We start from the raw sequence: 22,843 nt of genomic DNA, 5'->3' as shown, positions 1-22,843 counted from the left end.
CCGATCAGATCGTTTCGCGGTATCTAGCCAGATCAACCGCAACGGAGGAGAGACATGCTCAAAATTCTGCATGCTCGCAATCGCGCGGCACCGAACACCAGCCCGGTCTGCCATAAGTTCGGGCCTTGGCGCGATGTTGCGTGACGTCGACTATGTCCTGCGAAAGCTCGACTGGATGCGCGCCGAAGGCATCTGGCCCAACGGCTTGCGGTATCTGTGGACCGACGCATTCGGGGTCGTGCTCTACGTCTCGCTTTACACAGAAACTGGCGAAGAGCGCTGGCTGGACGCGGCCGAGCGGCTGGCGGCCGATGTCGAGCGTGTGCTCGGCCGCCGGCACGGACTGAGGATCGGCGAAGCGGCCGATCGCGACGGCCAGTACTTCCACTATCTGGCGATGTGGCTGTTCGCCTTGGCGCGTCTCGGCGATCTGAAGCCGGAATACCGCAAGCGCGGCATTGCGCTGGCGCGCGACATTCACCCGGCGTTTGTGATCCCTGGCCGCGGCGTGATCTGGAAAATGCAGGAGGATCTGAGCGGCCCTTACCCCGGCTACGGCCTCGGCAGCATGGATGCCTATGACGGCTACGTCTCTTACCGGATGCTCGATGAGGACGCACTGGCGCCCGAGATCGCGCAGATGCGTGACCTGATGGAGCGCGATTGGCCCACCCTCGACATCGAGCAGGACCTCGGCCTCGGCATGATGCTGTGGCTCGCCCATTTCTTTCCCGACGAGCCGTGGGCTGGGGCGCAGACGAGGCGTTCGCTGCGAACCCTGGAAACGATGTGGGTCGACCCGCCCGGCTATTTCAGCCGCGCGCCATGGCTGCGCGATACCAAGTTCGCCTTCACCAATTACGGCGTTTCGCTCGGCCTGCAGGCCGCCGGTATCTGGCCGGGGCGTGTCGATAGGCTGAACGCCTTCTTCGAGGACTGGCGCTCCGGCGACGAATACGACCGCGAGGCGATCACTTGGGTTATGGCCTGCACCTCGCACCTTCCCGGTGCTTTTCTGACCCAGGGTGGCGAGAGATCGATTGAAAGCGACCAAGCTCGGGAACGTTCCTCCGCCGGCGCGGTTGTCGATGGAAGTGCATCGAGACGCAAGGAACGCGGTTGAAATGGCCATTCTCTTGGGAAAGCCGGGAAGCTGTTGGGTGGCGGCAGCCAGATCCACGAACTATCCCCAGCTCGAAGGTTCGATCCGTGCGGACGCCGTTGTCGTGGGGGCCGGAATTGTCGGGCTGACGACGGCGCTTCGCCTTTGCGAGGCGGGCCAATCGGTGATCGTCATTGAAGGCCTGCGCATAGGTGGCCAGGTGACCGGCCGCTCGACGGCCAAGATCACCACGCAGCATGCGCTGATCTATCGTCATCTCATCGACAGCGTTGGCCGGGACCTGGCGCAGACCTATGCCGATGCGAATTCCGCCGGCGCCCGACAAATCCGCGATTGGGTCGACAACTGCGCCATCGTCTGCGATTTCGAGAGCAAGGACGCCTATACCTACACCTGCGATGATGGCCGGCGCGCGAAGGTCGCGGCCGAGGCGGAGGCCGCGCGTCAGGTCGGGCTGGAGGCCGAGGTTCTCGAACGCGCACCGCTGCCTTTCGAAACGGCCGCGGCATTACGGTTCCCCGACCAGGCGCAGTTCAATCCGGCGATGTATCTGGTTGGCCTGGCGGAAGCGGTGACGGCCCGTGGCGGTCGGATCTTCGAAAACAGCCGCGCCACCTCGATCGACGAGGCAAGCCGCTGGCGCGTCGTCACCGATGGCGGCGCCGTTGATGCCGGGCACGTTGTCGTCGCCACCAACATGACGGTGAAGAGCCCCGTCGGCATGGCGAACCGGACTCAACCGCGCTGCCACACCGTGATGGCCTTTCGGATCGATGATCCCCTCCCTGTCGACGGCATGTTCATCGGCATCGACGACCCGACGCATTCCATTCGCACAGGCCGTGATGCCGAAGGTCCACTGCTGGTCACGCTTGGCCCCAAATTCAACACCGGCTGGGATGGCGACGTGGCGAAGCGGTTTGTCGAACTGGAAAAATGGGCAAGAAAGAACCTTCCGGTCGGCGACGTCGCGTGGCGCTGGTGCAACGAGGACCATGATACGGCCGACAGGATCCCATACGCCGGCGAACCCGATCCCGCCAAGGCCGCCGGCTTCCACATTGCCACGGGCTTCAACGCTTGGGGCATCACCAACGGGACGGCCGCGGGCACGATGATCGCCGACCTGATCTGCGGCCGCCCGAGCCCATGGCAAAAACTGTACGATCCGGCGCGGCCCTACCCCGAGGACTTCCACAAGAACGGCCGCAGCCAATCGATCGTCTCGAGCACCCACGACATTGCGCCCGGCATGGGTGGCGTGATCGTCAGGGGAGACGAAAAGATCGCTGCGTGGAGAGACACCGAAGGCGCACTCCAGGCGGTTTCGGCGACGTGCACCCACAAGGGCTGCACCGTGACCTGGAACAATGCGGACCACACCTGGGATTGTCCCTGCCACGGCTCGATCTTCGCCGCCGACGGTTCGGTCATCCACGGCCCTGCCCGAAAACCGCTTGCCCAGATTACATTGTGAAGGCGGCGACCGGCGCGGCCCGCATCACGCCGGCCGTTCGTAGGTTCCGACCAACTCCGTCTCCTCCAACGCGTGTTTCTGGGCTTGCTTCCAGACCTGATGCACGCCCGCCTGTCCCGGTACGCTGAGGCTCGGCACATCGAGCGCGGCCAGCAGGAAGTGGTAATGATGGACGCCATGCCCTGCAGGCGGCTGCGGACCATCGTAATAGGCATTGCCGAAATCGTTGGTGCCTTGCCTGAGGGCCGACGGGCCGGGCTTGCCATCTTCGGCCTCGGCGAGTCCGCCGGCATCCGGCGGGATGTTGAATACTGCCCAGTGTCCGAAAATCCCGCTTGGCGCATCGGGATCCCGCACGACAAGAACAAGGCTCTTGGTTCCATCCGGGACACCGGACCATTTCAGCGGCGGCGAGACGTTCTGGCCGTCACGCGCATATTTTTCGGGAATTCTTCCGCCTGCCCGAAACGCCGGGCTGATAAGGGTGAGTGGCATTGCTATTTCTCCGGGAGATTGCGACCGAGAAACCCGCGCCGGCGCCGTTCACGCCGCTTGCTGAGCTTCCGCGATGCGTCTGATCTCTCCTGGCAGGGATTCCCAGACCTTGTGCATCTGTCCTTCTCCGACGTGATGGGCGAGCACCTTGGACACGACGCTGAATGCATCCTTGGAATCGACCGGACGGGCAAATTCCAGCTCCGCCTTGATCTTGGCCAGAAACTCGTCGAGCGACCGCATCTTCTCGGGAGCTTTGGAAGGCTGGTATTGGTCATAGAAGGCGCCGCGCACCAGGATCGGCAGCTGCGAGCCGAGGTGGGCTGCAAGATCGGGTTGCATCCGGTCGCGCAGGGCGTGCAGCACCGCGCCGAGAACGTGCCAGGCGGCCTGCCGATCCGGTCCAATCTCGTCCATGATCTCGTCGAGCCAGATGTTCGTGGTCTGCAGTGTCTTGTCGAATACGTCGAGTCCGGTGGCGTTCATCGAAAATCCTCCTTCCGTTCAAATCCGACTAGGCTGATGTGACCAAACAGCCGTACCTGCCCGTTGTTCCCCGATGCGTATGTCCTGGTGCGCATTCATTGTCGGAGGTTCCGTCATGAGGGGATTCGGGCCGGCTTTTTGCCGCTGTTTTTTCGACCGCCTTTCTTGGCCGGCGCCCGGGTGGACGAGTTTTATTTGCCGTCGCCGATCACATGGCGACGAGTGCTGCAGACACGAAAACAGGAGAAGAACCATGGTACATCATCATTTGGCGCCCTGGACGCCATCGCGCAGCCTCTATCCATCCGCGAGCGACCCACTCACGTCATTCCACCGGCAGATTGATCGCCTGTTCGACGACTTCTTTGCGCCAATGACCGAAGCGACTACGGCCGGCGATCTTTGGCCGAGCGTCGATGTATATGAAACAGACCAAGCCTATAAGGTCACCGCCGAATTGCCGGGGCTCGAGCAGAAGGATGTTGAGCTCAAGCTGCGCGACAACACCCTCTCCATTACGGGCGAGAAGCGTTCGGAGCACAAGGAAAGCGACCGCGGCCACACCTACAGCGAACGCAGTTATGGCCGGTTTCAGCGGACGATCCCCCTGGAAGCGGAGATCGATGCCGACAAGGTGCAGGCCACTTTCAAGAACGGCGTTTTGACTGTCGAGCTTCCGAAGAACCCCGCTGCAAAGGACAAGACACGGCGCATAGAAGTGAAAGCGCGATAGTTGCCAAACTGAAGGCTGCAGGGCAGGCGGTGTTCAGCCCCGATTGAGGGAGAACGGCGAGCACGGCGAGCACGGCGGCAACCGCTCAGGCGAAGCGTCTAGCGCCGGGGATCGTCCGTCGGCTCGGAAACGCCTTCGAGTGCGATCTTGGCGGCTTCCTCATCGGTCCGCCCGAGGTCGGCCAGGGCAATGACGCCGACGAGGCGCTTGTCATGGTTGATCACCGGAAGGCGACGCACCTGATGCTTGGCCATGATTTTCGCCGCATCGGTGATATCGGCGTCGTCGAAGCACCAATAGACATGCTCGGACATGACCTCGCGAACGGTCGTGTTGCCGGCTGAGCGCTCCTCGGCGACGCCGCGCATCACGATGTCGCGGTCTGTCACCATGCCGACCAGCCTGTCATTCTCGCCGACCGGAAGGGCGCCGAGATTGTCGGCCCGCATTTTCCGGGCGGCATCCCTGATTGTCGTGTTCGGGCCGACCAGTTCGGTCCGACGGCTCATGATCTCCTGAACTTGCATGGGATATTCCTTCCCTGATTGCTGAGGCAACAAGTCGCCAGACGGGCCTGTCGCCACGCATCGCGAGATTGCCAGCTGGCCGGACGGGGCATGTACGGATCACTATCTTCTTCGATCTTCCCGATCCGCGCTGAGGCGTGCCGGTGCCGGCACCTCGCGATCGAAACTATTCTTGGAACGTCCAGGCAGCGAGCGAGTTCCAAAATGGTACCGGTGCCGCAGCCATCCCACGGGATGTGGCCGCAGGCTGGTGAAAAAACATCCACCGGGAAAAACAGATGCACGCGGATTGAAGGTCATGGCAATCATCTTTTCAGATCGCCGCGAGGCCGGGCGGCGACTCGCTGAGGAGCTCGTTCGCTTTGCCGGCCGCGACGACGTGATCGTATTGGCGCTGCCCCGAGGCGGCGTGCCGGTCGGCTACGAGGTCGCGCAGGCACTCAAGGCACCGCTCGACGTCTTCGTCGTGCGCAAGCTCGGCGTCCCCGGTCACGAGGAACTGGCCATGGGGGCGATCGCGCCCTCAGGCGTACGTGTCCTGAACGACGAAATCGTCAACGGTCTCGCGATCCCGCCACACGTCATCGACGCGGTCGCTGCAAAGGAGGAAAAAGAGCTTCTGCGCCGCGAGCACCTCTATAGGGACGGGCGACCCCCACCGCAGTTGAATGGACGGACCATTATCCTCGTGGATGATGGGCTTGCGACCGGATCGACCATGCGGGCCGGGATCAAGGCGCTGCGAAAAAACCACGCCGCCCATATTGTCGCGGCCGTTCCCGTCGGTAGCCCCGACACTTGCGACGCGATGCGGGCGGACGCCGACGAGGTCGTTTGCGCGACGACACCAGAGCCGTTGCTGGGTGTCGGGCGCTGGTACGTGGATTTCTCACAAACGAGCGATGAAGAGGTCCGCGCGCTCCTCGCCAGCTGCGTGCCCAAGCCTGCGGCTTCCGACAAGCCTGCCGCTTCCGAAGAGGAATTGGCCGGGCGCGCGAGCGCGGGTCCGGTGCCTGGCACCAGATCGACATAGCGGAGGTGGACATGGACCGGGATAGCGAGCACGTCGTGCATCTTCCCGCGGGGCCTGTCACGCTTGAGGGCAATCTTTCGTTGCCCCCGGATGCTCGTGGCCTTGTGCTGTTCGCCCACGGCAGCGGAAGCAGCCGCCACAGCCCGCGCAACCGCTACGTGGCCGGAAGGCTGAACGAGGCGAACCTCGCCACCTGCCTCGTCGACCTGTTGACGGCCGAAGAGGAGCGGATCGACCAGGTCACGGCCGAGTTGCGCTTCAATATCGGACTGCTCGCCGACCGGCTGGTCGGCGTCACGGATTGGCTCGGCGCCTCGCCGGACACGTCGGGGTTGCGTCTTGGCTATTTCGGCGCGAGCACGGGCGCCGGTGCCGCCCTGGTGGCGGCGGCCGAGCGGCCCGACCAGGCCGCGGCCGTGGTTTCGCGTGGTGGCCGGCCCGATCTTGCGGCGCTCGCCCTGCCGCGGGTCCGGGCGCCGACCTTGCTCGTCGTCGGAGGCGCCGACACGCAAGTGATCGCGCTCAACCGCGAGGCACTGGCGGCGCTCCGCAGCGAGAAGGAGCTCACCATCGTCCCTGGCGCGACACATCTGTTCGAGGAGCCCGGCGCCCTGGACGAAGTCGCGGATCTCGCCACCCAATGGTTCTTGCGCCATCTGATTTCGGACAGATCGGCGTCGACGTCCTGACAGCTGGGGCTTGCATCACCGGTCCCGGGATCATTTGCGTCCTCAACGCGTTATGATCCTCATAAGACAGCGCGCAGCTGCAACCCGAATGGCTGTCGCAACCCGCATGTGGGAGAAAGACAATGCCGGACAAGAAAACCATCGAGAAGGCCCGAAAGGACAAGCGCGAGGGCAAATCGCCGAGCACGCAGGCCGGCGAGTTCGTGCACGAGGAGATCGATAAGATCCGCCGCGGTGAGCACGGCGCGCGCTCGACCCAGCAGGCCATCGCCATCGGGCTTTCCGAGGCGAGACGCGCAGGCGTAGACCTGCCCCCGCCCAAAAAGGGCAAGGTGAAGGAGAGCACGCGCAAAAGCGCCGAATACGCCTATGAGGCCGGCCAGGGCGAACGCAAGCCGAAACGCCGCCCGCGGGTCTCCAAAGCCGTCTCCAAGGTGCTCGAGCACGAGCCGAAGAGCACGGCGTCGCACGAGGCGCTGGCGCAGCAGGCCAAGCGTGCGGCCTCGCGCCGGACGGCTGAGGAGCGTTCGGCCGCCGCAAAGAAAGCCGCCGAGACGAAAGGCGCCAGCGGAAGGAAGGCGGCGGCGCAGAAGGCCGCCAGAACGCGCGCACACCACGCATAGTTCAAAGACGGCAGTTCGCCTCCTGGAAATCCGATATGGCCCAAACGACCGGTATCGAGCTCTGCCCCGGCAGCGCGGGACAACGCCGCTGCCCAGGCGAACCAGAGCCTGCATCTACGGGACAACATCGACGTCTTCGACTTCGAAATCACCGCTGACGATACGGCAGCGCTGAACGAGCAATATTCGTCGCTCGCAACGCTGCCTGGACACCGACCCGGAGGTACCCGGCGGCGAGGGCAGCGGGAGACCGGTCAGGAAAGCGCAGTCTGTTTCTTGAGCGCGATGCGTATCGCGCACAACGCGGAGAACTCTGATCATGACCTCAGCTGCCAGCACGACAATGCCGCGAGCCACCACTCAGACGAGACATATCGGTTTGCTCGGCGCGCCCTCCAATCTTGGGCTGATGCCACAGGAGGGTGAGCCGGAGCCCGGCGTGTGGAAGGCGCCGGAGGCACTTCAATCGCTTGGTCTCGCCGACCGTTTGGGCGCCGGTCCGTTGCACACGGTTCGGGCTCCGCTTTATCGGCCTGAGGTGGACCCTGCGACGGGCGTGCGCAATGCGCAGGCACTGCGCCAGTATTCCGAGACGCTTGCCGAAGCGGTCGACGAGGAGCTGAACTCGGGAGGGTTCCTGCTCATGCTCGGCGGCGATTGCAGCGTGTTGCTTGGCCCCGCGCTCGCTCTGCGGCGTCGTGGCCGCTACGGCCTTATCTTCTTCGATGGGCACACCGATTTCAAATTACCGGATACCTCGCCCTCGAAGGGAGCCGCGGGCATGGATTTGGCCTTCGTGACCGGCCATGGACCGAAGCTCCTGACCGATTTCGGCGAGCACACTCCTTTGTTCCGTGAGGCCGACGTAGTCGCGTTTGGCTATCGCGATGTGCAGGACCCCGCGACTTACACGTCCAAAGCCGTCTTCGACACCGATGTTCGCCGGATGGATTTGGCTGAAGTGCGGCGGCGCGGCTTCGCCAATGCCGCACGCATAGCGCTTGACGCGGTCGCAGGGCAGGACGTCGAGGGTGTATTCGTCCATTTCGATGTCGACGTCCTGGACAGCGAGATCATGTCGGCTGTCGATACGCCGGAAGCCGGCGGCGTCTTGCCCGACGAAGCCGTCGAAGCCCTTCGCACATGGTGCAACGATCCACGCGTGATTGGGATGGAGGTGACGATCTATGATCCCGACCGCGATCCGGATCGTCGCTGCGGCAAGCTGCTGATCGACATTCTGGTCGCTTCCCTTCGCGGCCGGTAGACCAATGGGAGTCCCGCACTTGTGCACGAATCCGCCGGCGCGAATGGCCGTCGGTCTGACGGATCGCCGCGCGCACCCAGGAGACCGACATCAAGCCATGGATGATCGAGAACGCCGACGATCACTACGAGATCGACATCTCCCGCGCCAGGCGACTGCTCGGCTGGAAGCCGCGGCATAGCCTGACCGCTCCCTTGCCGGAAATGATCCGGCGGCTGAAGGCGGATCCCACCGACTGGTACAAGAAGAACAAGCTTGAACCGTCGGCGGTCGCGGCTTCCGCGCCCGAGCTCGACCAGGCCGCCGAACGGCTGCAGGGTCCGCTCGAGCGCTCGGACGATGAGGTCGAGGCGGAAACCGGACGCCACCGGGCCGCAACGCTCTGGGCGCCGCTGACCAACGTTGCGATCGGGCTGTGGCTCGTGGCGTCGGCCTTCACGCTCGGCCTGTTCGATCCCGCTTCAGCACCGATTCCGCCGGCGCTCGGACATGAGATCGCCTCGCCGGAGACGCGCGACGGCAGGCTCGGCATCAGCGAGATCGTATCCGGCCACGCCATCCTGTCGCTGGCGCTTGTCAGCATGCGCCGGCGCTGGCACGGGCTGCAATGGATCACGGCCTCGATCGGGGTTTGGGTGATGTTCGCGCCGCTGCTGTTCTGGACCACCAGCGCCGGAGCCTACGCGACCGACACGTTGGCCGGCATGCTGATCGTCGCGTTCGCGGTGATGATCCCGCCAACGCCGGGTATCAGCCGGCGTGCCCTTGCCGCCGATGACGACCGTCCGCTCGGCTGGAGCTATTCGCCCTCGCTCTTCACCCAGCGCATTCCCATAATCGGCCTCGCCTTTGTCGGCCTGTTCGTCTCGCGTTATCTCGCCGCCTATCAGCTTGGCCATATCGATGGCCTTTGGGAACCGTTCTTTGGCCCGGGCGAAACGGCAATGGCAGCGAGGCGGTGGTCACCCCTGGGTCTCCAAGGATTTTCCGATCGCCGATGCCGGGCTGGGCGCCTTCGCCTATGCGCTGGATATCCTCGCCGGCGCGATCGGTGACCGCCGCCGCTGGCGCACCATGCCGTGGATGGTGCTTTTGTTCGGCCTGCTGGTCGTCCCGCTCGGCGTGGTCAGCGTCAGCTTCATCATCATCCAACCACCGCTCATCGGGGCGCTGTGCACGCTCTGCATCGTCCAGGCTGCCGTCGCGGTCGTGCTCATCCCCTATTCGGTCGACGAGGTGCTGGCGAGCTGCCAGTATCTCTGGCGTGCGAAACAGGCGGGAGAGCCGTTCTGGCGGACATTCTGGTGCGGAGGCCCGGCACTTTCGGAGGACCAGACGCCGACGCCCGACCTCGACCGGCCGCTGTCGGCAGTGGCGCGGGACTTCGTCACCGGCGGGGTGAACTTCCCGTGGACCCTTGTTGCCAGCACGCTCGCCGGTGCCCTGCTGATGATCACGCCGCTCGCCTTCGGCACAAGCCCGCCGCTCTATTTCAGCGACCATGTGATCGGCTGCCTGGTCATCATGGTCGCCGTCACCGCGATGGCCGAGGTGGCGCGAGCCGTCCGCTTTCTGAACATCGCGCTCGGCGCCTGGATCGCCCTCTCTCCGTTCATCCTCGCCGGCGGTGCGGCGGCAAGCCTCGCCAATCTGGCGATCGGAGCGCTGCTGGTCGGGCTCAGCCTGCCGCGCGGCACACGCAGCGCTGCGCATTATGGCGGCTGGGACAGGGCCATCGTCTGAGGATGTTCAGCGGCTTAATGCTTTGTTTCCCCAGAGATGCGGCCGGACGTAGGCGATCAAGGCCCTGCCGCACAGCGTAAGCGTTGACGACCGCCGTCAGCAATGGCGAGCTGCAGCGACAAGCGCTTATCCCTGCCATATGCTCTCCCAGCGCAGATCGTCCATCGTGCGCGAAATGTCTTCGCGCAGGATCGACACCATCTCGTCGATCTGCTCGCGCGTGATGATCAGCGGCGGCGACATCACGCACATGTTGATCAGTGGCCGGACCAGCAGGCCGAGTTCGTGGCAGCGCGCGTCGATCCCGGTCGACAGTTCGATCCCCCTCGCTTATGACTCTGAAGCTCCGCTGGTGATGGCCGACTGAATAATTTTCAGTGCAGCAACGCGCCCGGCGACGATTGCACCCTCGACGTAGCCCGGAAATGATGGCGACAGCTCCGACGAGGCGAAATGGATCGGCGACGCACCCGCACGGATAATGCGTTCGGCATCAGTTGCCGTCGCATCGACGATCAGATCGCTGTAGCCGCCGCCGCTCCAGCGATCGTCCGTCCAGTCGCGATAGCTGAGATCTGAGAAGCCGGCCGCCTCGGCGCCGAGTGCTTCCTCCAGTTTTGATGTCACCTTGGCGCGCAGTGCCGCCTCGCCCAGTTCGTGCCAGCGCCGGGCCAGCGGCCCGCCGATGAAGACGACAAGCGCTGGATGAGCGTCGTCATTGCTGGCGTCGCAGGCAAAAAGCCCGTGCGGGTCGCGCCACATCACCATGCCGCTCAAGCCCCTGTCTCGCCAGAAGGCCCTGGGATAACGTGCCAGCATCTTGATCACCGCGCCGCTTTGCCAGACGCCGAGCGCTCCTGCCAGCGCAGCCGGTAGCAGCGGCACGAACTCCACTTTCGAGGCCATCATCGGCGGGACCGCGACCAGCACCGTCCGTGCCTCGATTGAGCCTGCAGCCGAGACGACGCGAACCCCTTCCGGTCCGTGTTCTATGCTTTTGATCGGCGTGCTTAGCCGCAGGCGATCGCCGAGGTCCAGGGCCAGATCGTCCGCCAGCGAATACATGGTTTGGCGCACGAAATACTGCAGTTCCGACACCTCGTTGGTGATACGGCGATCATTGTCGATGACATACCACAGCGGCAGCCTTTCCATCGCCAGGCACCAGAGGCCCTCGATCAGCGAATGAAAGGCCGCCTTGGCTTCGCTGGGATCGTTCTGGCGATCGAGCCATGCTGCCATGGTCAAACCGGCAATGGCTGGGTCGTCGGGTGCAATCGCGTTCATCCGCTCCCGTATTCGCATCGCGGCGCCATACGTGCGCGCGGCTTGCGCCTCGCTCATCCGTGGCTGGGTGATGAATTCGCCGGTGAAATGCGTCTTGACCAGCGTCTTACCGCGCGCGCGCACCAGCGCCATCACTTCCGGCATGTCATCGCACAGGAACTGGCCGCCGCTGTCGATGCGCTCGCCAAGTCTGTTCGGCATGGCTTCGACGCGTCCGCCGACGCGGTCGCGGGCTTCGAGCAGCACGAAATCGACGCCGGCCTTCTTCAGCTCAAGCGCCGCCGAAAGGCCGGTGAAGCCGGCGCCGACGACGACCACATCGGCTCGTTCGATCTCGGAGTTCAACAGCCGGCCTTGATCTTCTCGAATTGCGCGATCATCCGCTGTTTGAGCTCCGGCGCCACCGGCTGAGGATGGGAGCCGGGGTCCTCGTAACGGGACTGGTCAAACAAAACGAGGTCCTTGTCCGGCCCCAGCGCCGCAGCCGAAGCCACCAGCGCTCTCAGAGGTCGCGTCAATGTCTTCATTGCTGTTCCATCCTCTTTTGATTGTTCACGCCGGCTTGGCAGCGCTGGCTGCAGATTTCGGATAGTGCTTGGGGAATGCCGCCGACAGGAATTCGTTCGCGGCCTGCAGCGCCGTCTCGCGTGTGGTGTCTTCGGTGCCCATCATCAAACGCAGCCACAGACCATCCAGCATGGCGCTGAGTGCCAGCGCCATAACTTGTGGCTCATAGGCATAGCCGCCGCTCCGCTGGAGCGCCGCGCAAAGATCGATGAAGATGTGCTGGTAGATGGCATCACGTGCGCTGCTCAGGGCCTGATATTTCGGCCGCGATTTGGCCTCGCCCCAGAAGGCACACCAGGCAGCCAGCTTGCGCTTGTTGCAGATCGAGCGATCGAAATCAGCCGCGACCAATGCCTGCAACTGGCGGGCAGGGTCATCTCCGGCCTTTTGCAAGGCGCTGCGCCAATGCGCCGAATACTCGTCATACATGTATTGCAAAGTGGCGACGAGCAGCTTCTCCTTGCTCTCGAAATGGAAATTGACGATGCCGCGCGATAGGCCGGCGCCGTCTGCGACGTCGGCCATCGTCGTCTCCGAAAAGCCGCGCTTGGCCAGTGAATCGATTGTCGCTTCGATCAGTTGAAGCTGCCTTGTCTCCTTCGACGCCTTGCGGCCGCGCTTTTCGGAGTCGCTTTTTCGCGCCGGTTCGAGGAAGGCTTCGCGCGCCTCTGTCGTCTTCATCGGGTGATGGTCTCCAGCGGTGATGGTCTCCAGCATCGCCGGCTAGCCGACCGGCTTTCGGCCCCGAAGATCAGTGGAACGGTGCTTACCACTGTCAAGCAACTTCTGCATGGCTGCCAAGTTCCAATGTTCACGTCGAGATAGGGATCCTTGGAGAAACCGAGGTCGAAGGCACCGTCGGCGAAAGGTAGCGACCCGGCGATGCGTGGACCAGATTTGCCCCCGAGCCCTCTGCAGCGGACCTCTGGGTCGAGATCTATGCCATGCGCGAGCTGCAGTACCAGAAGCCGATGAAGCGTGCCAAACTGGTGCCGCGGCCGTTCGTCAGCCTTGATCGCCGCACCGCCAGCCCGCCTGCGGATTTCTGAGCATGTCCGACGAAGCCGAACGTCATGAGGACGACGCCGAAGCCGCCGAACAGTGGCAGCTGATCAACACGCCGCTCGGCGAAAAATGGTCGGGCCGCACCCGCTATGCCGCGGCCATGTTCTTCTACAAACGCGGCGAGATGAATGCCGAGACGCTCGAGGTCTACCGCATTTGCGCGCGGCTGGATTCGACGGATCCGCTACCGATCATCCGCGATCGCCGCGTCGGTCAGGACTGGCTGAAGCGCATGGGTTTCGAATAACTCGCCCAGGGGCGTGTTGAGATTCAGGTCAGGCCGAGTCGAAAATTGTGGTTTCGAGAACCGGAGCGGCGCGTACTTTGGGTGCCCTAGCCAATGGTCTTTTCCAGCATGCCGAGCCAATTGCGATAGGCGATCTTCTCGATCAGCGCGCGCCCGAAGCCGCGTGCCGCGAACGCGTCGAGCAGTCTTGGCAGGCCAGCAACGTCGCCTATCACGGCCGGGATCATGGCGCCGTCGAAATCCGAGCCCAGGCCGACGCCGTCTTCGCCCAATGCCTGCAGCAGCGAGTCGACATGGCGCACCATGATGTCGAGGCTGGTGTCGGCGTTCATCCTGCCGTCCTCACGCAGGAACCCGGTGGCGAAGTTCAGCCCGACCATGCCGCCCGAATCGCGGATCGCGCCGAGCTGCCATTCGGTGAGGTTGCGCGAATGGCCGCAGATCGCGTGCACGTTGGAATGGGTCGCGACCAGCGGTGCGTCGCTGATCTCGACGACGTCACGGAAACCTTTTTCGTTGAGATGCGAAAGATCGATCATGATCTTCAGCTGGTTGCAGGCTTTCACCAGCGCCTTACCGGCATCGGTCAGCCCCGGCCCTGTATCGGGCGACGACGGGAAGCGGAACGGCACGCCGTGGCCGAAGGCATTGGGACGGCTCCAGACGATGCCGAGCGAGCGCAGGCCGGCTGCGTGGAGAACGTCGAGCAGGGTGAGCTCTGGGTCGATCGCCTCGACCCCTTCGATATGGAACACCGCCGCAATCGAGCCTTGCGCCATCGCCTTCCTCACATCGCCGGCGCTGCGGCAGATAGTAAGGGCCGAAGCCCGCTCCAGCCTGAACAGGATCGAGGCCATCGCTACCGTCGAGTTGAGCGCATCGGCGCGCGGGATCTCGGGTGGCAAGGGCTCGCTGTCGCTCGGCGCCAGCGGCACCGCGCCGCGTTTGGATTTCTCGACAGGCGGCGGGAAGATCGCGAACATGCCGCCGGCAAACCCGCCTTTCTTCGCGCGCGGCAGGTCGATATGGCCACCCGGCGTCCCCTCGACGAACAGCTTTTCGACGTCCGCATCCTTCGACTGGTAGAGCCTGAGCAGCGTGTCGTTGTGGCCGTCGAAGACGGGAACGAGATCGGATTCGGTCATGGAGGGCCATTCGGTTGACGTGATCGGACCGCGGACGGCGAGCCGGCTGCTGGCAATACTTAGGCAAGGTTGGCGCTCTGCGCAAATCCCGTATGTTTGCCCCTTGCGTTTGTACGCCCCCAATAGCCAAAGCGGCACGCGGTAAAGCCGCGCACCCCTTCTTTCGACATTCGTCGAGGCTGTGCCTTACCGCTTCAGCACGTCCGCCCATTCCGGATGGCGGCGGAACTGAGCATTGGCGAACGGGCAAAGCGGGATGATCGTCTTGCCCACCGCACGTGCATCCTCGACGGCACGGCTGACCAGGCGAAGCCCCGCGCCCTGGCCGCGAAATGCATCCGGCACTTCGGTATGGTCGATGATGATCTGGTGCTCACCGATCTTGGTGAAGGTCATCTCCGCCTCGGCGCCGCCCGGCCCACGCAGGAAGTAGCGGCCCTTCGAGCCGCGGTCCTCCAGTTCAATCTCCGGCAATAGGTCAGACATGGCTTGCGGTCCTTTCATCCGACGCCACGGCGAACAACCGCCGCGCCGCCTCGATCTCGCTCGGCCGCACCTCATGGCCGCCGTCATGCCACTCGACTGTGACATCGGCGCCATCGGCGCGCAAATAGGCTTCGAGGCGCGCCGTCAAATCAGGCGGACAGATCGGGTCCCGCCTGCCGGCGGTGACCAGGATGCGGCTGCCGCAAAGGCTGCCCTTGACCTTCGGTTCGAACGGGATCAGCGGATGCATCAGCACCGTTGCGTCGAACAGCGACGGTTCGGTAAACAGCACCGAGGCCAGGATGTTGGCGCCGTTGGAGTAACCGAGGCCGAGCACCGAAGATGGCCTTGCCGCCTCGACATGCGCCTTGACGAAGCCGGCCATCTTGTCCGTCGCTCGCGTGAGGTCGCCCATGTCGTAAACGCCCTCGCCGGTACGGCGGAAGAAGCGTGCGGCGCCTTGTTCTGAGACATCGCCGCGCGGAGCGACGATCGTCGCTTGGGGCGCGAGATCGCGTCCAAGCGACAGAAGCTGGGCCTCGTCGCCACCGGTGCCGTGGAAGACGAAGAGCAACGGTCCGCCCGGCGAACCGGGCAGCACTTTGTGAATATATGAATCCTTGCTCATGACCTTGCCCTCAGTCTTCCAGTTTCTGCAGATGCTGCTCGAGATAGGGTCGCAAATGCTGGTGTTGCGACGGCAGTTTCAGCGCCTCGCCAAGGTGGGCGGTATCCTCGTCGCGGTCGAAGCCCGGCTCGTTGGTGGCGACTTCGAACAGCACGCCGCCCGGTGTGCGGAAGTAGATCGCCCAGAAATAATCGCGGTCGATCACTGGCGTCACCTGATAACCTGTATCGACCAGCGCCTTGCGCACTTCGAGCTGCTTGGCGCGGTTCTCGACGGCGAAAGCGACATGGTGGACCGAGCCAGCGCCGAGATTGGCGAAGCCGGCCCCCGGCAGCGATTCGATATCGACGACGTCGGCGCCGTTGCCGCTCTTCACCGCCAGCCGCCTGACGTTGCCGGACTTGTCGAGCTCCTCATAACCCATGAATTTCAGCAGCTCTTCGGTGGCGCCGCCATCTTTCAGCCTAAGCGACACCGAGTGAAAGCCGCGGATCGCCTCGTCGGTGGGAATGCCACCCTTGGCCCATGGCACACGGCTGTCCGCTTTGTCCTCGACCAGCGCAAACCCGTCGCCGTCGGGACCGGCGAACGCAAGACGCTTCTCGCCGAACGTCTCCTCGCGGGACAGCCCGGTGACACCTTGCTCGGCAAACCGTTTCTCCCAATAGCCGAGCGTGCCCTCGGGCACCGAGTAAGCGGTGGTGCCGACTTCGCCGACTCCATGGCGGCCTTTGCCGATGTTCGGGAACGGGAAATAGGTCATCACCGAGCCGGGCGTGCCGACCTCGTCGCCGTAATAGAGGTGATAGACATCGGGTGCATCGAAATTGACCGTTTTCTTGACCCGGCGCAGGCCGAGTGTACCGGTGAAGAATTCGTTGTTCTGGCGTGCATTGCTGGCCATCGAGGTGACGTGATGCAGGCCCTTGACCTGGTCGAGCATGTTTCTGCTCCTTCCCTTGTGTGTGGTGGTGCGGCTCTTGCCGCTGTCCACGCAAATATGAGGATCCGCCTCCTGGCCGCAAAGGCGGCAAATACAGAATGGACTGTGCTGTTAAAGTGAACGATCAAGCAGGTTTTGTTCACCATTCGGCGAACCGGACCGGCTTGCATACTCGCCGAAATTGCGCTCCATGAATGACGCATGTAGCCAGCGTGAGGATACCGCGGTTGACGGGAAAACGCCCCAACATTCTCCTGATCACCTGCGACCAATGGCAAGGCGACTGCCTGTCAGCCGCTGGCCACAAGGTGGTAAGGACGCCGAATGCCGACGCGCTGGCTGCCGAGGGCGTTCTGTTCCCGAAGCACTATGGCGGCGCCGCACCTTGCTCGCCGGCGCGCGCCTGCCTCTACACCGGCCTCTACCAGATGAACAATCGTGTTTGCCGCAACGGCACACCGCTCGATGCCCGCCACGGCAACATAGCGCTCTGGGCGCGCGCCCTTGGCTATGATCCGACGCTGTTCGGTTATACCGACATGGCGCGCGACCCGCGCACGCTGGCGCCTGGCGACCCGCAGCTGAAGAGCTATGAAGGCGTGCTGCCCGGCTTCACCGTGCGCCAGCTTCTGCCCGAGCACCAGAAGCCCTGGCTGTCATGGCTCAAGGCGCGCGGCGTCGATGCCGGCGCCGGCTCCCCCGCCATTCACCGCCCGGTGGGCGAAATCCTGGAAAACGACGGCGGGGTCAGCAACGCTCCGCCAATCTATTCGAACGACGAGACGCCGTCGGCCTTCCTGGCCGGCGAATTCATCCGCTGGCTCGGCGAGCAGGAGCACGATACGCCGTGGTTCGCGCACCTTTCCTTCATCAGCCCCCACCCGCCCTTCATCGTGCCGGCGCCTTACAACACCATGTACGATCCGGCCATCGGTCCAGCTTTTGACCGCGCCAAAAGCTGGCAGGCCGAAGCAGCAAGCCACCCCTACCTCGCCTTTGAATTTGACCGGCACGAACGGTCGAAATTCCGCCCCGGCTCGGAGGGCAAGGTGCGCGACTGGGGCGACGATAATTTTCGCCGCATCCGGGCGCTCTATTACGGCATGATCTCGGAGGTCGACGCGCAGCTTGGCCGTGTCTGGCAAGCGGTCAAGGCGGCCGATGCATGGGACGACACCGTCATCGTGCTGACCTCCGACCACGCCGAGATGATGGGCGATCATTTCATGCTGGGCAAAGGCGGCTTCTTCGACGGCAGCTTCCATATTCCGCTGATCATTCGCGATCCGCGCCGCCGCAAGGCTGTCGGCAGCAGCGTCGACCGCTTCACCGAGGCGGTGGATTTGGCGCCGACCTTGCTCGATCTCACTAGGCTCGAGCTCACTGGCGGCGAAGTGCTGCCGCATCTCGACGGCCGCTCGCTGGCGCCTTTCCTGGACGCAACGGAGCCGGACAATTGGCGCGATGCGGCGCATTGGGAGTTCGATTTCCGCTCGATCGCGGATGGTGATGCCGAACGGTATTTCGGCATCGGTCCGCGTCAGTGCAATCTCGCCGTCGTCCGCACGCAAAAGTTTAAATATGTGCATTTCGGCGGCGGCCTGCCGCCCTTGTTCTTCGACCTGGAAAAGGATGCCGGCGAGCTGACCAACGTCGCTGATGATCCAGCCTATCTGCCGGCGCGGTTGGAATTTGCCGAGAAGTTGCTCACCTGGCGGGCCGAGCATCTCGACCAGTCTCTGGCGCTCGCCGAATTAACGGACGATGGCGTTGCCGGCCATGTCGCCGGCTTTCCCTCGATATAAGTAAAGCCCGCGCCGTTGCCGGCGCGGGCTTCTCTGTCGGCCTGTGTGCAGCTTAGCGCATCATCATACGCTGTTTGTCGCGATTTTGCGCATAGGTGGCCTTGTCGTAGGGGGCCTGCGCCTCGAGCTGCTCCTTGGTGAAGTTCGTGTAGAGATAGCGCTTGCCGTTCTTGTCGGTCATGAATTTCAGGTTGTCCATGCCAACCGCCACTTCCTTCGAACCGATGCCTAGGAAGCCGCCGACATCGATGATGATCGCGTCGACCTTCTTGTCGCCGCCCAGCACGATATCGCCGATCTTGCCGACGTTGACATCGTTGGCGCCGTAAACGGTTGTTCCAACCAGATCCTCAGCCCGGATTTCGCCCATCGGCATTTCGGTTAGCGTCGACTTGTCGATCGACCCGGTCTTGGTCTGGTCGGCCGTGGAATTAGCCGGAGGCGCCGCTGCCGGAGCGTTTTGAGCCGTCTTGCTGGTCGTCTCGGTGGTTTTGGTCGTCGCGGTGTTGCTGGCCGTCACGGTAGGCGTGACGGTGGCGGGCGCAGTAGCCGCGGCAGTGGTTGCCGGGGCCGGATCATAGGCCTTGCGGTTGAAGTCCGGCTGCGCCTGCAGCTCTTCCTTGGTCGTTTGCGCGACCAGCCAGCGATCGCCGTTCCTCTCGGCCCACTGCGCCTTGTCGAAATCATACGCGACGTTCTTTTCGCCGATGCCGAGGAAGCCGCCGACACCGATGATCAGCGATTGCGCCTTGGCTTCCTTGTTGATGACGATGTCGTTCACGTCACCGATGTTCTGGGCGTCGTCGCCGGTGCCGTTATAGACGGTCTCGCCGATGATATTGGTGGCGAGATTGCCTTCGGCGCGCTTCACTGGCTCAGCCGGCGCGGCAGGCGCAGGGGTTGTATTTTGCGCGCTGGTGGAAGGGGCGGCAGGCACCGCATTATCGGCCGAAGCTGGTGGCGGAGGCGGATCGTAAGGTCTCCGGTCGAAATCCGGCTGAGCCGTCAACTCATCCTTCGTCGTTTGCGCTATCAGCCAACGGTCGCCATTTCTTTCGGCCCATTGCATCTTCTTGTAGTCGAAAGTGACGTTCTTGGTTCCTATGCCAAGAAAACCGCCAACGCCGATGACGACGGATTTTACCTCGCCGCGCTCGTCGAAGACGATATCGCTGATTTTGCCGATATTCTGGGCATCATCGCCGGTGCCATTATAGACGGATTCGCCGATGATGTTGGTGGCAAGGCTGCCCTCGGCACGTATCGCCGGAGCGGTATCCTCGGCGGCGGGTGGTTGCGCCGGCGCCGGGGTCGTCGCCGATTGCGCAAATGCACCCGTCGCAATCAATGTTGCGACTGCTGTCGTGGTTAAAAGGGTGCGGATCATCTCAGTGTCTCCTCGTCGGATTTCGTGCACGCCCTGCCCGCCTGGCGTCACTGCGGGCGCAGCGTCTTCTGCATGTTCACAACGTTGTGACCACACTGTTGTTCCGAAAAAAGCCGTGGTGCACCCGGTGCGATGTCAATGGTTCTCGGATTCGCCGCGCTGGTCGAAAGGAACATTTTCCCGGCCGCCCCGTTCCACTCCCGGCTGGGGCCCCGTCCCGGCCTGATAGGTGCTGTAAAATGGAACGGCCATGCGGTTTGCAGCGGTGCTGAACAAGGACGGGGGCACCCTGCGCACCATCGATCTTGAGGCCTTCGCCAGTCGGATGCGCAGCACGCTTGAGACTGCCGGCCACTCGATCGATATCGAAATCGTCGCCGGCAAGGATATCGTTGCCACGCTGGACGGCGTAGCTTCCAGGCGCGGCATCGACGTCGTGCTGGCTGGCGGCGGCGACGGAACCATTTCGGCCGCGGCAGCCCGTTTGATGAATGGGGAGAAGGCGCTGGCAATTCTGCCGGCTGGCACAATGAACCTTTTTGCGCGCGGCCTCGGTATTCCGCAGACCCTCGATGCGGCACTGAAATCGTTTGCCGACGGCGAGGTGATGGCGATTGACGTTGCAACAGCCAACGGCCGGCCTTTCGTACATCAATTCTCGATCGGCATGCACGCCAGGATGGTGCAACTGCGCCAGAAGATGGAATTCGGCTCGCGGCTGGGGAAGATGCGCGCCTCGGTGCGAGCCGCTTGGGCAACGATCAACAATCCACCGGCGATGAACGTAACGCTGACGATCGGCGAGGCCGAGATCAGAACCCGGATCACCGGCATCGGCATCACCAACAATCTGTTCGGCGAGGGCCACCTGCCCTATGCCGATGATCCTGCAGGCGGCGTGCTGGGCATCTATGTCACCGTGGCACGGCGGCGCGGCGAATTGATCCGGTTCCTCTTTGACGTCGCCCGTGGGAAATGGCGCGGCAACGAACATGTCGAAATCCATCAGGCAAACCGCGCCGTTTTGAAAATCCATTCGACGAACAGGAAAGTTCAGGCCGTCATGGACGGCGAACTGGTAAAGCTCGATCGCGAGACGACCGTCGAAATCCATCCGCGCGCGTTGAATGTTCTCGTCCCGGCGCGTGCCGCCGAGGCAAAGGTTGCCTGACGTGGGATGCGTGATGTGGGTTGCGTGATGCGAGCTGGCACGGGCGATGGAAAGAGCCTAGCCGCTGGGGGTGTTGCCCTGTTCGGTCTTCGGCGTCTCGATCATCCAGCCGTAGATTTCGGCGACGCCCCAGGCGATAAAAGCCAGCAACAGCGCGGCGATCAGGATACGAAGGACATGCCGGCCCCGCCCCCCTTGACGGGCTTTGTTTTCAGGAATGGTTTTTGGCATTGTCTGGCTCCATATTTGGCGCCGGCAGGCATGACTAGCGGGGCGTTGGCTGGTAACGGTCCCCCGCTGCGAAAGTTCCGGCTCTGCAAGGCGGCAAACCGGCCGGTTGGCCTGACCAATCAGCGGAGCCGGCCACCGGGGGCATAGTGGACGACAATAGCCAGAACACGCCGGGCCTGCCGGCCGATATTCGCCGTGTGGTGGGCGCCGCGGACCGTCTTGCCGTGCTGCACGGCCTCGACGCGCTGGACAGGGCTGCCGACCCTGATTTCGATCGTATCGGCGGTCTTGCCGCTTCGGCGATGCAAACGCCTGTCGCACTGATCACGCTGGTCGACGCCGAGCGGCAGTGGTTCAAGTCCTGTATCGGCCTCGACGAGACCGAAACCGCAACCGAGACATCGTTCTGCGCCTATACCATCGCAGCCGGCAACGTGCCGATGGTGGTGGCCGACGCGGCTGCGGATCTGCGGTTCAAAGCCAATCCGCTGGTCACCGGCGAGCATCATATCCGCTTTTACGCAGGCGTGCCGATCGTAATCGACGGCGCGCTGATCGGCACGCTGTGCGTGCTCGACCGGAAGCCGCACGCACGTCCCTCCTCTGTCCAACTCGACCAGCTGTCGGCGCTGGCTGGCCTCGCCGCCAGCCTGTTCACGCTGAAGGATGCAACACGTAGCGCGGCGATAGCCAAGGCCGCACTGGTTCGAGAGGAAAAGCGGCGCGCTATCGCACTCGACGCGGCTTCGCTTGCCAGCTGGGCATGGGATATCCGCAGCGACATGATCGACTGCGATGTCCTGCTGTCTGAATTGTTCAACCTGCCGAAGTCGAACCGGCTGAGGGCGCGCGACATCCTGACCGCCATCGACCCGCGCGACGTTCACCAGACCGAAACACGCTTTCGCGACGCGCTGACCGGCAGCGACGATTATTTTGGCGAATACCGTGTCAAAGGCCTCGATCCGCCGCGATGGATCGCAACGCGCGGCCGCGTCATAGAGCGCGACGGCGAGGGCAAGCCGACGCTGATCTTCGGCGTCAATTACGACATCACCGAACGCAAGCTTGGCGACGAACGTCAACGACTGTTGCTGCGCGAGCTCAATCACCGCGTCAAGAACACTTTGGCAACCGTACAGGCGCTGGCGACGCAGACCGTTCGCCATGCCCGCCAGCCAAGCGAATTCCTCGAAGCCTTCGGCGCCAGGCTGCAGGCACTGGGCGTTGCGCACAGCCTGCTGTCGGACCGCGAGTGGCGCGGCATCGGCATCCGCGAGCTGGTGCAGATCGAGGTAAAGCCGTTCCAAGCCGCCGGACAATCGCGGATGGCGATCTCCGGCGCCGATGTCCTGCTCTCACCCGACCAGGCAGTCGGGCTCGGACTGATCCTGCATGAACTGGCAAGCAACGCACTGCAATACGGGTCGCTCTCGGTTTCCTCCGGAAAGGTCGATCTCGATTGGAAGGTACAAGGCGGGAAGGGTGCACGGCGTCTGTTGCTGGCCTGGCGCGAAAGCGGCGGCCCACGCGTTGCGCCGCCCGAACGCCATGGCTTCGGCTCGATCCTGATCCGCCGCAGCCTGGCCAAGGTCATTTCCAGCGAGGTGACCCACGAATTCCGGCCGGATGGCGTGGTTGCCGAAATATCGATTCCGCTCGATTTGTGACGCCAGCATTTTGCG

The 22,843-nt window shown here is 63.4% G+C and carries 23 protein-coding genes and 3 pseudogenes; 13 read left to right on the top strand and 13 right to left on the bottom strand.

The window, feature by feature from the left end; translation table 11 throughout:
• Window positions 1-133: 133 nt before the first annotated feature.
• The gene (locus NKG60_RS22700) at window positions 134-1,123 is read left to right on the top strand and encodes a hypothetical protein (RefSeq protein WP_352666403.1); all 990 of its coding nucleotides are present in this window, start codon (window positions 134-136) and stop codon (window positions 1,121-1,123) included.
• Between the two features lies 1 nt (window position 1,124).
• Window positions 1,125-2,600, top strand: a complete 1,476-nt coding sequence (locus NKG60_RS22695; RefSeq protein WP_352666401.1) for an FAD-dependent oxidoreductase — start codon at window positions 1,125-1,127, stop codon at window positions 2,598-2,600.
• Window positions 2,601-2,624: 24 nt separating this feature from the next.
• Here the strand turns inward: NKG60_RS22695 and NKG60_RS22690 are convergent, their stop codons facing one another.
• Window positions 2,625-3,095 (bottom strand): YbhB/YbcL family Raf kinase inhibitor-like protein, encoded by a 471-nt coding sequence (locus NKG60_RS22690; protein ID WP_352471470.1) that lies wholly within the window; start codon window positions 3,093-3,095, stop codon window positions 2,625-2,627.
• Between the two features lie 48 nt (window positions 3,096-3,143).
• A complete protein-coding gene (locus NKG60_RS22685) occupies window positions 3,144-3,581 on the bottom strand; it encodes a DUF2267 domain-containing protein (RefSeq protein WP_352666400.1) in 438 nt (145 codons plus the stop codon).
• A gap of 253 nt (window positions 3,582-3,834) precedes the next feature.
• Between NKG60_RS22685 and NKG60_RS22680 the strand changes: the two genes are divergently transcribed.
• A complete protein-coding gene (locus NKG60_RS22680) occupies window positions 3,835-4,314 on the top strand; it encodes an Hsp20/alpha crystallin family protein (RefSeq protein ID WP_352666398.1) in 480 nt (159 codons plus the stop codon).
• A 98-nt stretch (window positions 4,315-4,412) separates the two neighbouring features.
• On the opposite strand, the gene NKG60_RS22675 is transcribed toward NKG60_RS22680, so the two are convergent.
• Window positions 4,413-4,841, bottom strand: a complete 429-nt coding sequence (locus NKG60_RS22675; protein ID WP_473600007.1) for a CBS domain-containing protein — start codon at window positions 4,839-4,841, stop codon at window positions 4,413-4,415.
• 298 nt (window positions 4,842-5,139) lie between these two features.
• Here NKG60_RS22675 and NKG60_RS22670 point away from each other — a divergent pair, with 298 nt between their 5' ends.
• The 5 genes and pseudogenes from NKG60_RS22670 to NKG60_RS22650 form a co-directional block, all read left to right on the top strand.
• Entirely contained in the window at window positions 5,140-5,874 is a 735-nt protein-coding gene (locus NKG60_RS22670; RefSeq protein WP_352867135.1) for a phosphoribosyltransferase, read from the top strand.
• A gap of 11 nt (window positions 5,875-5,885) precedes the next feature.
• Window positions 5,886-6,563 carry a dienelactone hydrolase family protein gene (locus NKG60_RS22665; protein WP_352666393.1) on the top strand — a complete coding sequence of 226 codons (678 nt, stop codon included), beginning with the start codon at window positions 5,886-5,888 and terminating at the stop codon, window positions 6,561-6,563.
• A 122-nt stretch (window positions 6,564-6,685) separates the two neighbouring features.
• Window positions 6,686-7,186 carry a DUF6496 domain-containing protein gene (locus NKG60_RS22660; protein ID WP_352867129.1) on the top strand — a complete coding sequence of 167 codons (501 nt, stop codon included), beginning with the start codon at window positions 6,686-6,688 and terminating at the stop codon, window positions 7,184-7,186.
• 319 nt (window positions 7,187-7,505) lie between these two features.
• A complete protein-coding gene (locus NKG60_RS22655; protein WP_352666390.1) occupies window positions 7,506-8,453 on the top strand; it encodes an arginase family protein in 948 nt (315 codons plus the stop codon).
• 77 nt (window positions 8,454-8,530) lie between these two features.
• A pseudogene (locus NKG60_RS22650) lies at window positions 8,531-10,196 on the top strand (vitamin K epoxide reductase family protein); the annotation flags it as partial.
• 126 nt (window positions 10,197-10,322) lie between these two features.
• On the opposite strand, the pseudogene NKG60_RS22645 reads toward NKG60_RS22650, so the two are convergent.
• The 4 genes and pseudogenes from NKG60_RS22645 to betI form a co-directional block, all read right to left on the bottom strand.
• Window positions 10,323-10,499 (bottom strand): annotated as a pseudogene (locus tag NKG60_RS22645) (aspartate aminotransferase family protein); the annotation flags it as partial.
• Window positions 10,500-10,526: 27 nt separating this feature from the next.
• Window positions 10,527-11,828: a flavin monoamine oxidase family protein gene (locus NKG60_RS22640; RefSeq protein ID WP_352666389.1), complete on the bottom strand. Its 1,302-nt coding sequence runs from the start codon at window positions 11,826-11,828 to the stop codon at window positions 10,527-10,529.
• A complete protein-coding gene (locus tag NKG60_RS22635) occupies window positions 11,825-12,010 on the bottom strand; it encodes a hypothetical protein (RefSeq protein WP_352666388.1) in 186 nt (61 codons plus the stop codon). The genes NKG60_RS22640 and NKG60_RS22635 overlap by 4 nt, the downstream gene beginning before the upstream one ends.
• Before the next feature lie 25 nt (window positions 12,011-12,035).
• Complete coding sequence (gene betI / locus NKG60_RS22630; protein WP_352867123.1) at window positions 12,036-12,731, bottom strand: transcriptional regulator BetI; 696 nt, start codon at window positions 12,729-12,731, stop codon at window positions 12,036-12,038.
• A gap of 239 nt (window positions 12,732-12,970) precedes the next feature.
• On the opposite strand from betI, the pseudogene NKG60_RS22625 reads away from it, so the two are divergent.
• Window positions 12,971-13,099 (top strand): annotated as a pseudogene (locus NKG60_RS22625) (aminomethyl transferase family protein); the annotation flags it as partial.
• 2 nt (window positions 13,100-13,101) lie between these two features.
• The gene (locus tag NKG60_RS22620; RefSeq protein WP_352666385.1) at window positions 13,102-13,362 is read left to right on the top strand and encodes a hypothetical protein; all 261 of its coding nucleotides are present in this window, start codon (window positions 13,102-13,104) and stop codon (window positions 13,360-13,362) included.
• Between the two features lie 86 nt (window positions 13,363-13,448).
• Here the strand turns inward: NKG60_RS22620 and NKG60_RS22615 are convergent, their stop codons facing one another.
• The 4 genes from NKG60_RS22615 to NKG60_RS22600 all read right to left on the bottom strand — a co-directional run bounded on the left by NKG60_RS22615 (window position 13,449) and on the right by NKG60_RS22600 (window position 16,564).
• Window positions 13,449-14,507 carry a dipeptidase gene (locus tag NKG60_RS22615; protein ID WP_352666383.1) on the bottom strand — a complete coding sequence of 353 codons (1,059 nt, stop codon included), beginning with the start codon at window positions 14,505-14,507 and terminating at the stop codon, window positions 13,449-13,451.
• Window positions 14,508-14,693: 186 nt separating this feature from the next.
• Entirely contained in the window at window positions 14,694-14,993 is a 300-nt protein-coding gene (locus tag NKG60_RS22610) for a GNAT family N-acetyltransferase (protein WP_352666381.1), read from the bottom strand.
• Window positions 14,986-15,621 (bottom strand): alpha/beta hydrolase, encoded by a 636-nt coding sequence (locus NKG60_RS22605; RefSeq protein WP_352666379.1) that lies wholly within the window; start codon window positions 15,619-15,621, stop codon window positions 14,986-14,988. Before NKG60_RS22605 ends, NKG60_RS22610 begins: the two co-directional genes overlap by 8 nt.
• 10 nt (window positions 15,622-15,631) lie before the next feature.
• A complete protein-coding gene (locus NKG60_RS22600) occupies window positions 15,632-16,564 on the bottom strand; it encodes a VOC family protein (protein WP_352666377.1) in 933 nt (310 codons plus the stop codon).
• Window positions 16,565-16,758: 194 nt separating this feature from the next.
• Between NKG60_RS22600 and NKG60_RS22595 the strand changes: the two genes are divergently transcribed.
• Window positions 16,759-18,369, top strand: a complete 1,611-nt coding sequence (locus tag NKG60_RS22595; RefSeq protein WP_502912323.1) for an alkaline phosphatase family protein — start codon at window positions 16,759-16,761, stop codon at window positions 18,367-18,369.
• Between the two features lie 52 nt (window positions 18,370-18,421).
• Here NKG60_RS22595 and NKG60_RS22590 read toward each other — a convergent pair whose 3' ends face one another.
• Window positions 18,422-19,756 (bottom strand): PRC-barrel domain-containing protein, encoded by a 1,335-nt coding sequence (locus NKG60_RS22590; RefSeq protein ID WP_352666374.1) that lies wholly within the window; start codon window positions 19,754-19,756, stop codon window positions 18,422-18,424.
• A 250-nt stretch (window positions 19,757-20,006) separates the two neighbouring features.
• Here NKG60_RS22590 and NKG60_RS22585 point away from each other — a divergent pair, with 250 nt between their 5' ends.
• Complete coding sequence (locus NKG60_RS22585) at window positions 20,007-20,927, top strand: diacylglycerol/lipid kinase family protein (protein ID WP_352666372.1); 921 nt, start codon at window positions 20,007-20,009, stop codon at window positions 20,925-20,927.
• A 57-nt stretch (window positions 20,928-20,984) separates the two neighbouring features.
• Here NKG60_RS22585 and NKG60_RS22580 read toward each other — a convergent pair whose 3' ends face one another.
• A complete protein-coding gene (locus tag NKG60_RS22580; protein WP_352666371.1) occupies window positions 20,985-21,158 on the bottom strand; it encodes a hypothetical protein in 174 nt (57 codons plus the stop codon).
• 146 nt (window positions 21,159-21,304) lie between these two features.
• Here NKG60_RS22580 and NKG60_RS22575 point away from each other — a divergent pair, with 146 nt between their 5' ends.
• Window positions 21,305-22,828, top strand: coding sequence for a sensor histidine kinase (locus tag NKG60_RS22575; RefSeq protein ID WP_352666369.1), 1,524 nt, complete (start codon window positions 21,305-21,307; stop codon window positions 22,826-22,828).
• Window positions 22,829-22,843 lie beyond the last annotated feature (15 nt).

Source organism: Mesorhizobium sp. M1428 (assembly GCF_040317515.1).
Taxonomy (GTDB): Bacteria; Pseudomonadota; Alphaproteobacteria; order Rhizobiales; family Rhizobiaceae; genus Mesorhizobium.
The sequence above is the reverse complement of the archived record's forward strand: the minus strand, read 5'-3'. Positions and strand labels throughout refer to the sequence as shown.

Coding starts and splice junctions, on each gene's coding strand:
- NKG60_RS22700 (WP_352666403.1), top strand. CDS start 134: ATGTTGCGTGACGTCGACTATGTCCTGCGAAAGCTCGACTGGATGCGC.
- NKG60_RS22695 (WP_352666401.1), top strand. CDS start 1,125: ATGGCCATTCTCTTGGGAAAGCCGGGAAGCTGTTGGGTGGCGGCAGCC.
- NKG60_RS22690 (WP_352471470.1), bottom strand. CDS start 3,095: ATGCCACTCACCCTTATCAGCCCGGCGTTTCGGGCAGGCGGAAGAATT.
- NKG60_RS22685 (WP_352666400.1), bottom strand. CDS start 3,581: ATGAACGCCACCGGACTCGACGTATTCGACAAGACACTGCAGACCACG.
- NKG60_RS22680 (WP_352666398.1), top strand. CDS start 3,835: ATGGTACATCATCATTTGGCGCCCTGGACGCCATCGCGCAGCCTCTAT.
- NKG60_RS22675 (WP_473600007.1), bottom strand. CDS start 4,841: ATGCAAGTTCAGGAGATCATGAGCCGTCGGACCGAACTGGTCGGCCCG.
- NKG60_RS22670 (WP_352867135.1), top strand. CDS start 5,140: ATGGCAATCATCTTTTCAGATCGCCGCGAGGCCGGGCGGCGACTCGCT.
- NKG60_RS22665 (WP_352666393.1), top strand. CDS start 5,886: ATGGACCGGGATAGCGAGCACGTCGTGCATCTTCCCGCGGGGCCTGTC.
- NKG60_RS22660 (WP_352867129.1), top strand. CDS start 6,686: ATGCCGGACAAGAAAACCATCGAGAAGGCCCGAAAGGACAAGCGCGAG.
- NKG60_RS22655 (WP_352666390.1), top strand. CDS start 7,506: ATGACCTCAGCTGCCAGCACGACAATGCCGCGAGCCACCACTCAGACG.
- NKG60_RS22635 (WP_352666388.1), bottom strand. CDS start 12,010: ATGAAGACATTGACGCGACCTCTGAGAGCGCTGGTGGCTTCGGCTGCG.
- betI (WP_352867123.1), bottom strand. CDS start 12,731: ATGAAGACGACAGAGGCGCGCGAAGCCTTCCTCGAACCGGCGCGAAAA.
- NKG60_RS22620 (WP_352666385.1), top strand. CDS start 13,102: ATGTCCGACGAAGCCGAACGTCATGAGGACGACGCCGAAGCCGCCGAA.
- NKG60_RS22615 (WP_352666383.1), bottom strand. CDS start 14,507: ATGACCGAATCCGATCTCGTTCCCGTCTTCGACGGCCACAACGACACG.
- NKG60_RS22610 (WP_352666381.1), bottom strand. CDS start 14,993: ATGTCTGACCTATTGCCGGAGATTGAACTGGAGGACCGCGGCTCGAAG.
- NKG60_RS22605 (WP_352666379.1), bottom strand. CDS start 15,621: ATGAGCAAGGATTCATATATTCACAAAGTGCTGCCCGGTTCGCCGGGC.
- NKG60_RS22600 (WP_352666377.1), bottom strand. CDS start 16,564: ATGCTCGACCAGGTCAAGGGCCTGCATCACGTCACCTCGATGGCCAGC.
- NKG60_RS22595 (WP_502912323.1), top strand. CDS start 16,759: ATGACGCATGTAGCCAGCGTGAGGATACCGCGGTTGACGGGAAAACGC.
- NKG60_RS22590 (WP_352666374.1), bottom strand. CDS start 19,756: ATGATCCGCACCCTTTTAACCACGACAGCAGTCGCAACATTGATTGCG.
- NKG60_RS22585 (WP_352666372.1), top strand. CDS start 20,007: ATGCGGTTTGCAGCGGTGCTGAACAAGGACGGGGGCACCCTGCGCACC.
- NKG60_RS22580 (WP_352666371.1), bottom strand. CDS start 21,158: ATGCCAAAAACCATTCCTGAAAACAAAGCCCGTCAAGGGGGGCGGGGC.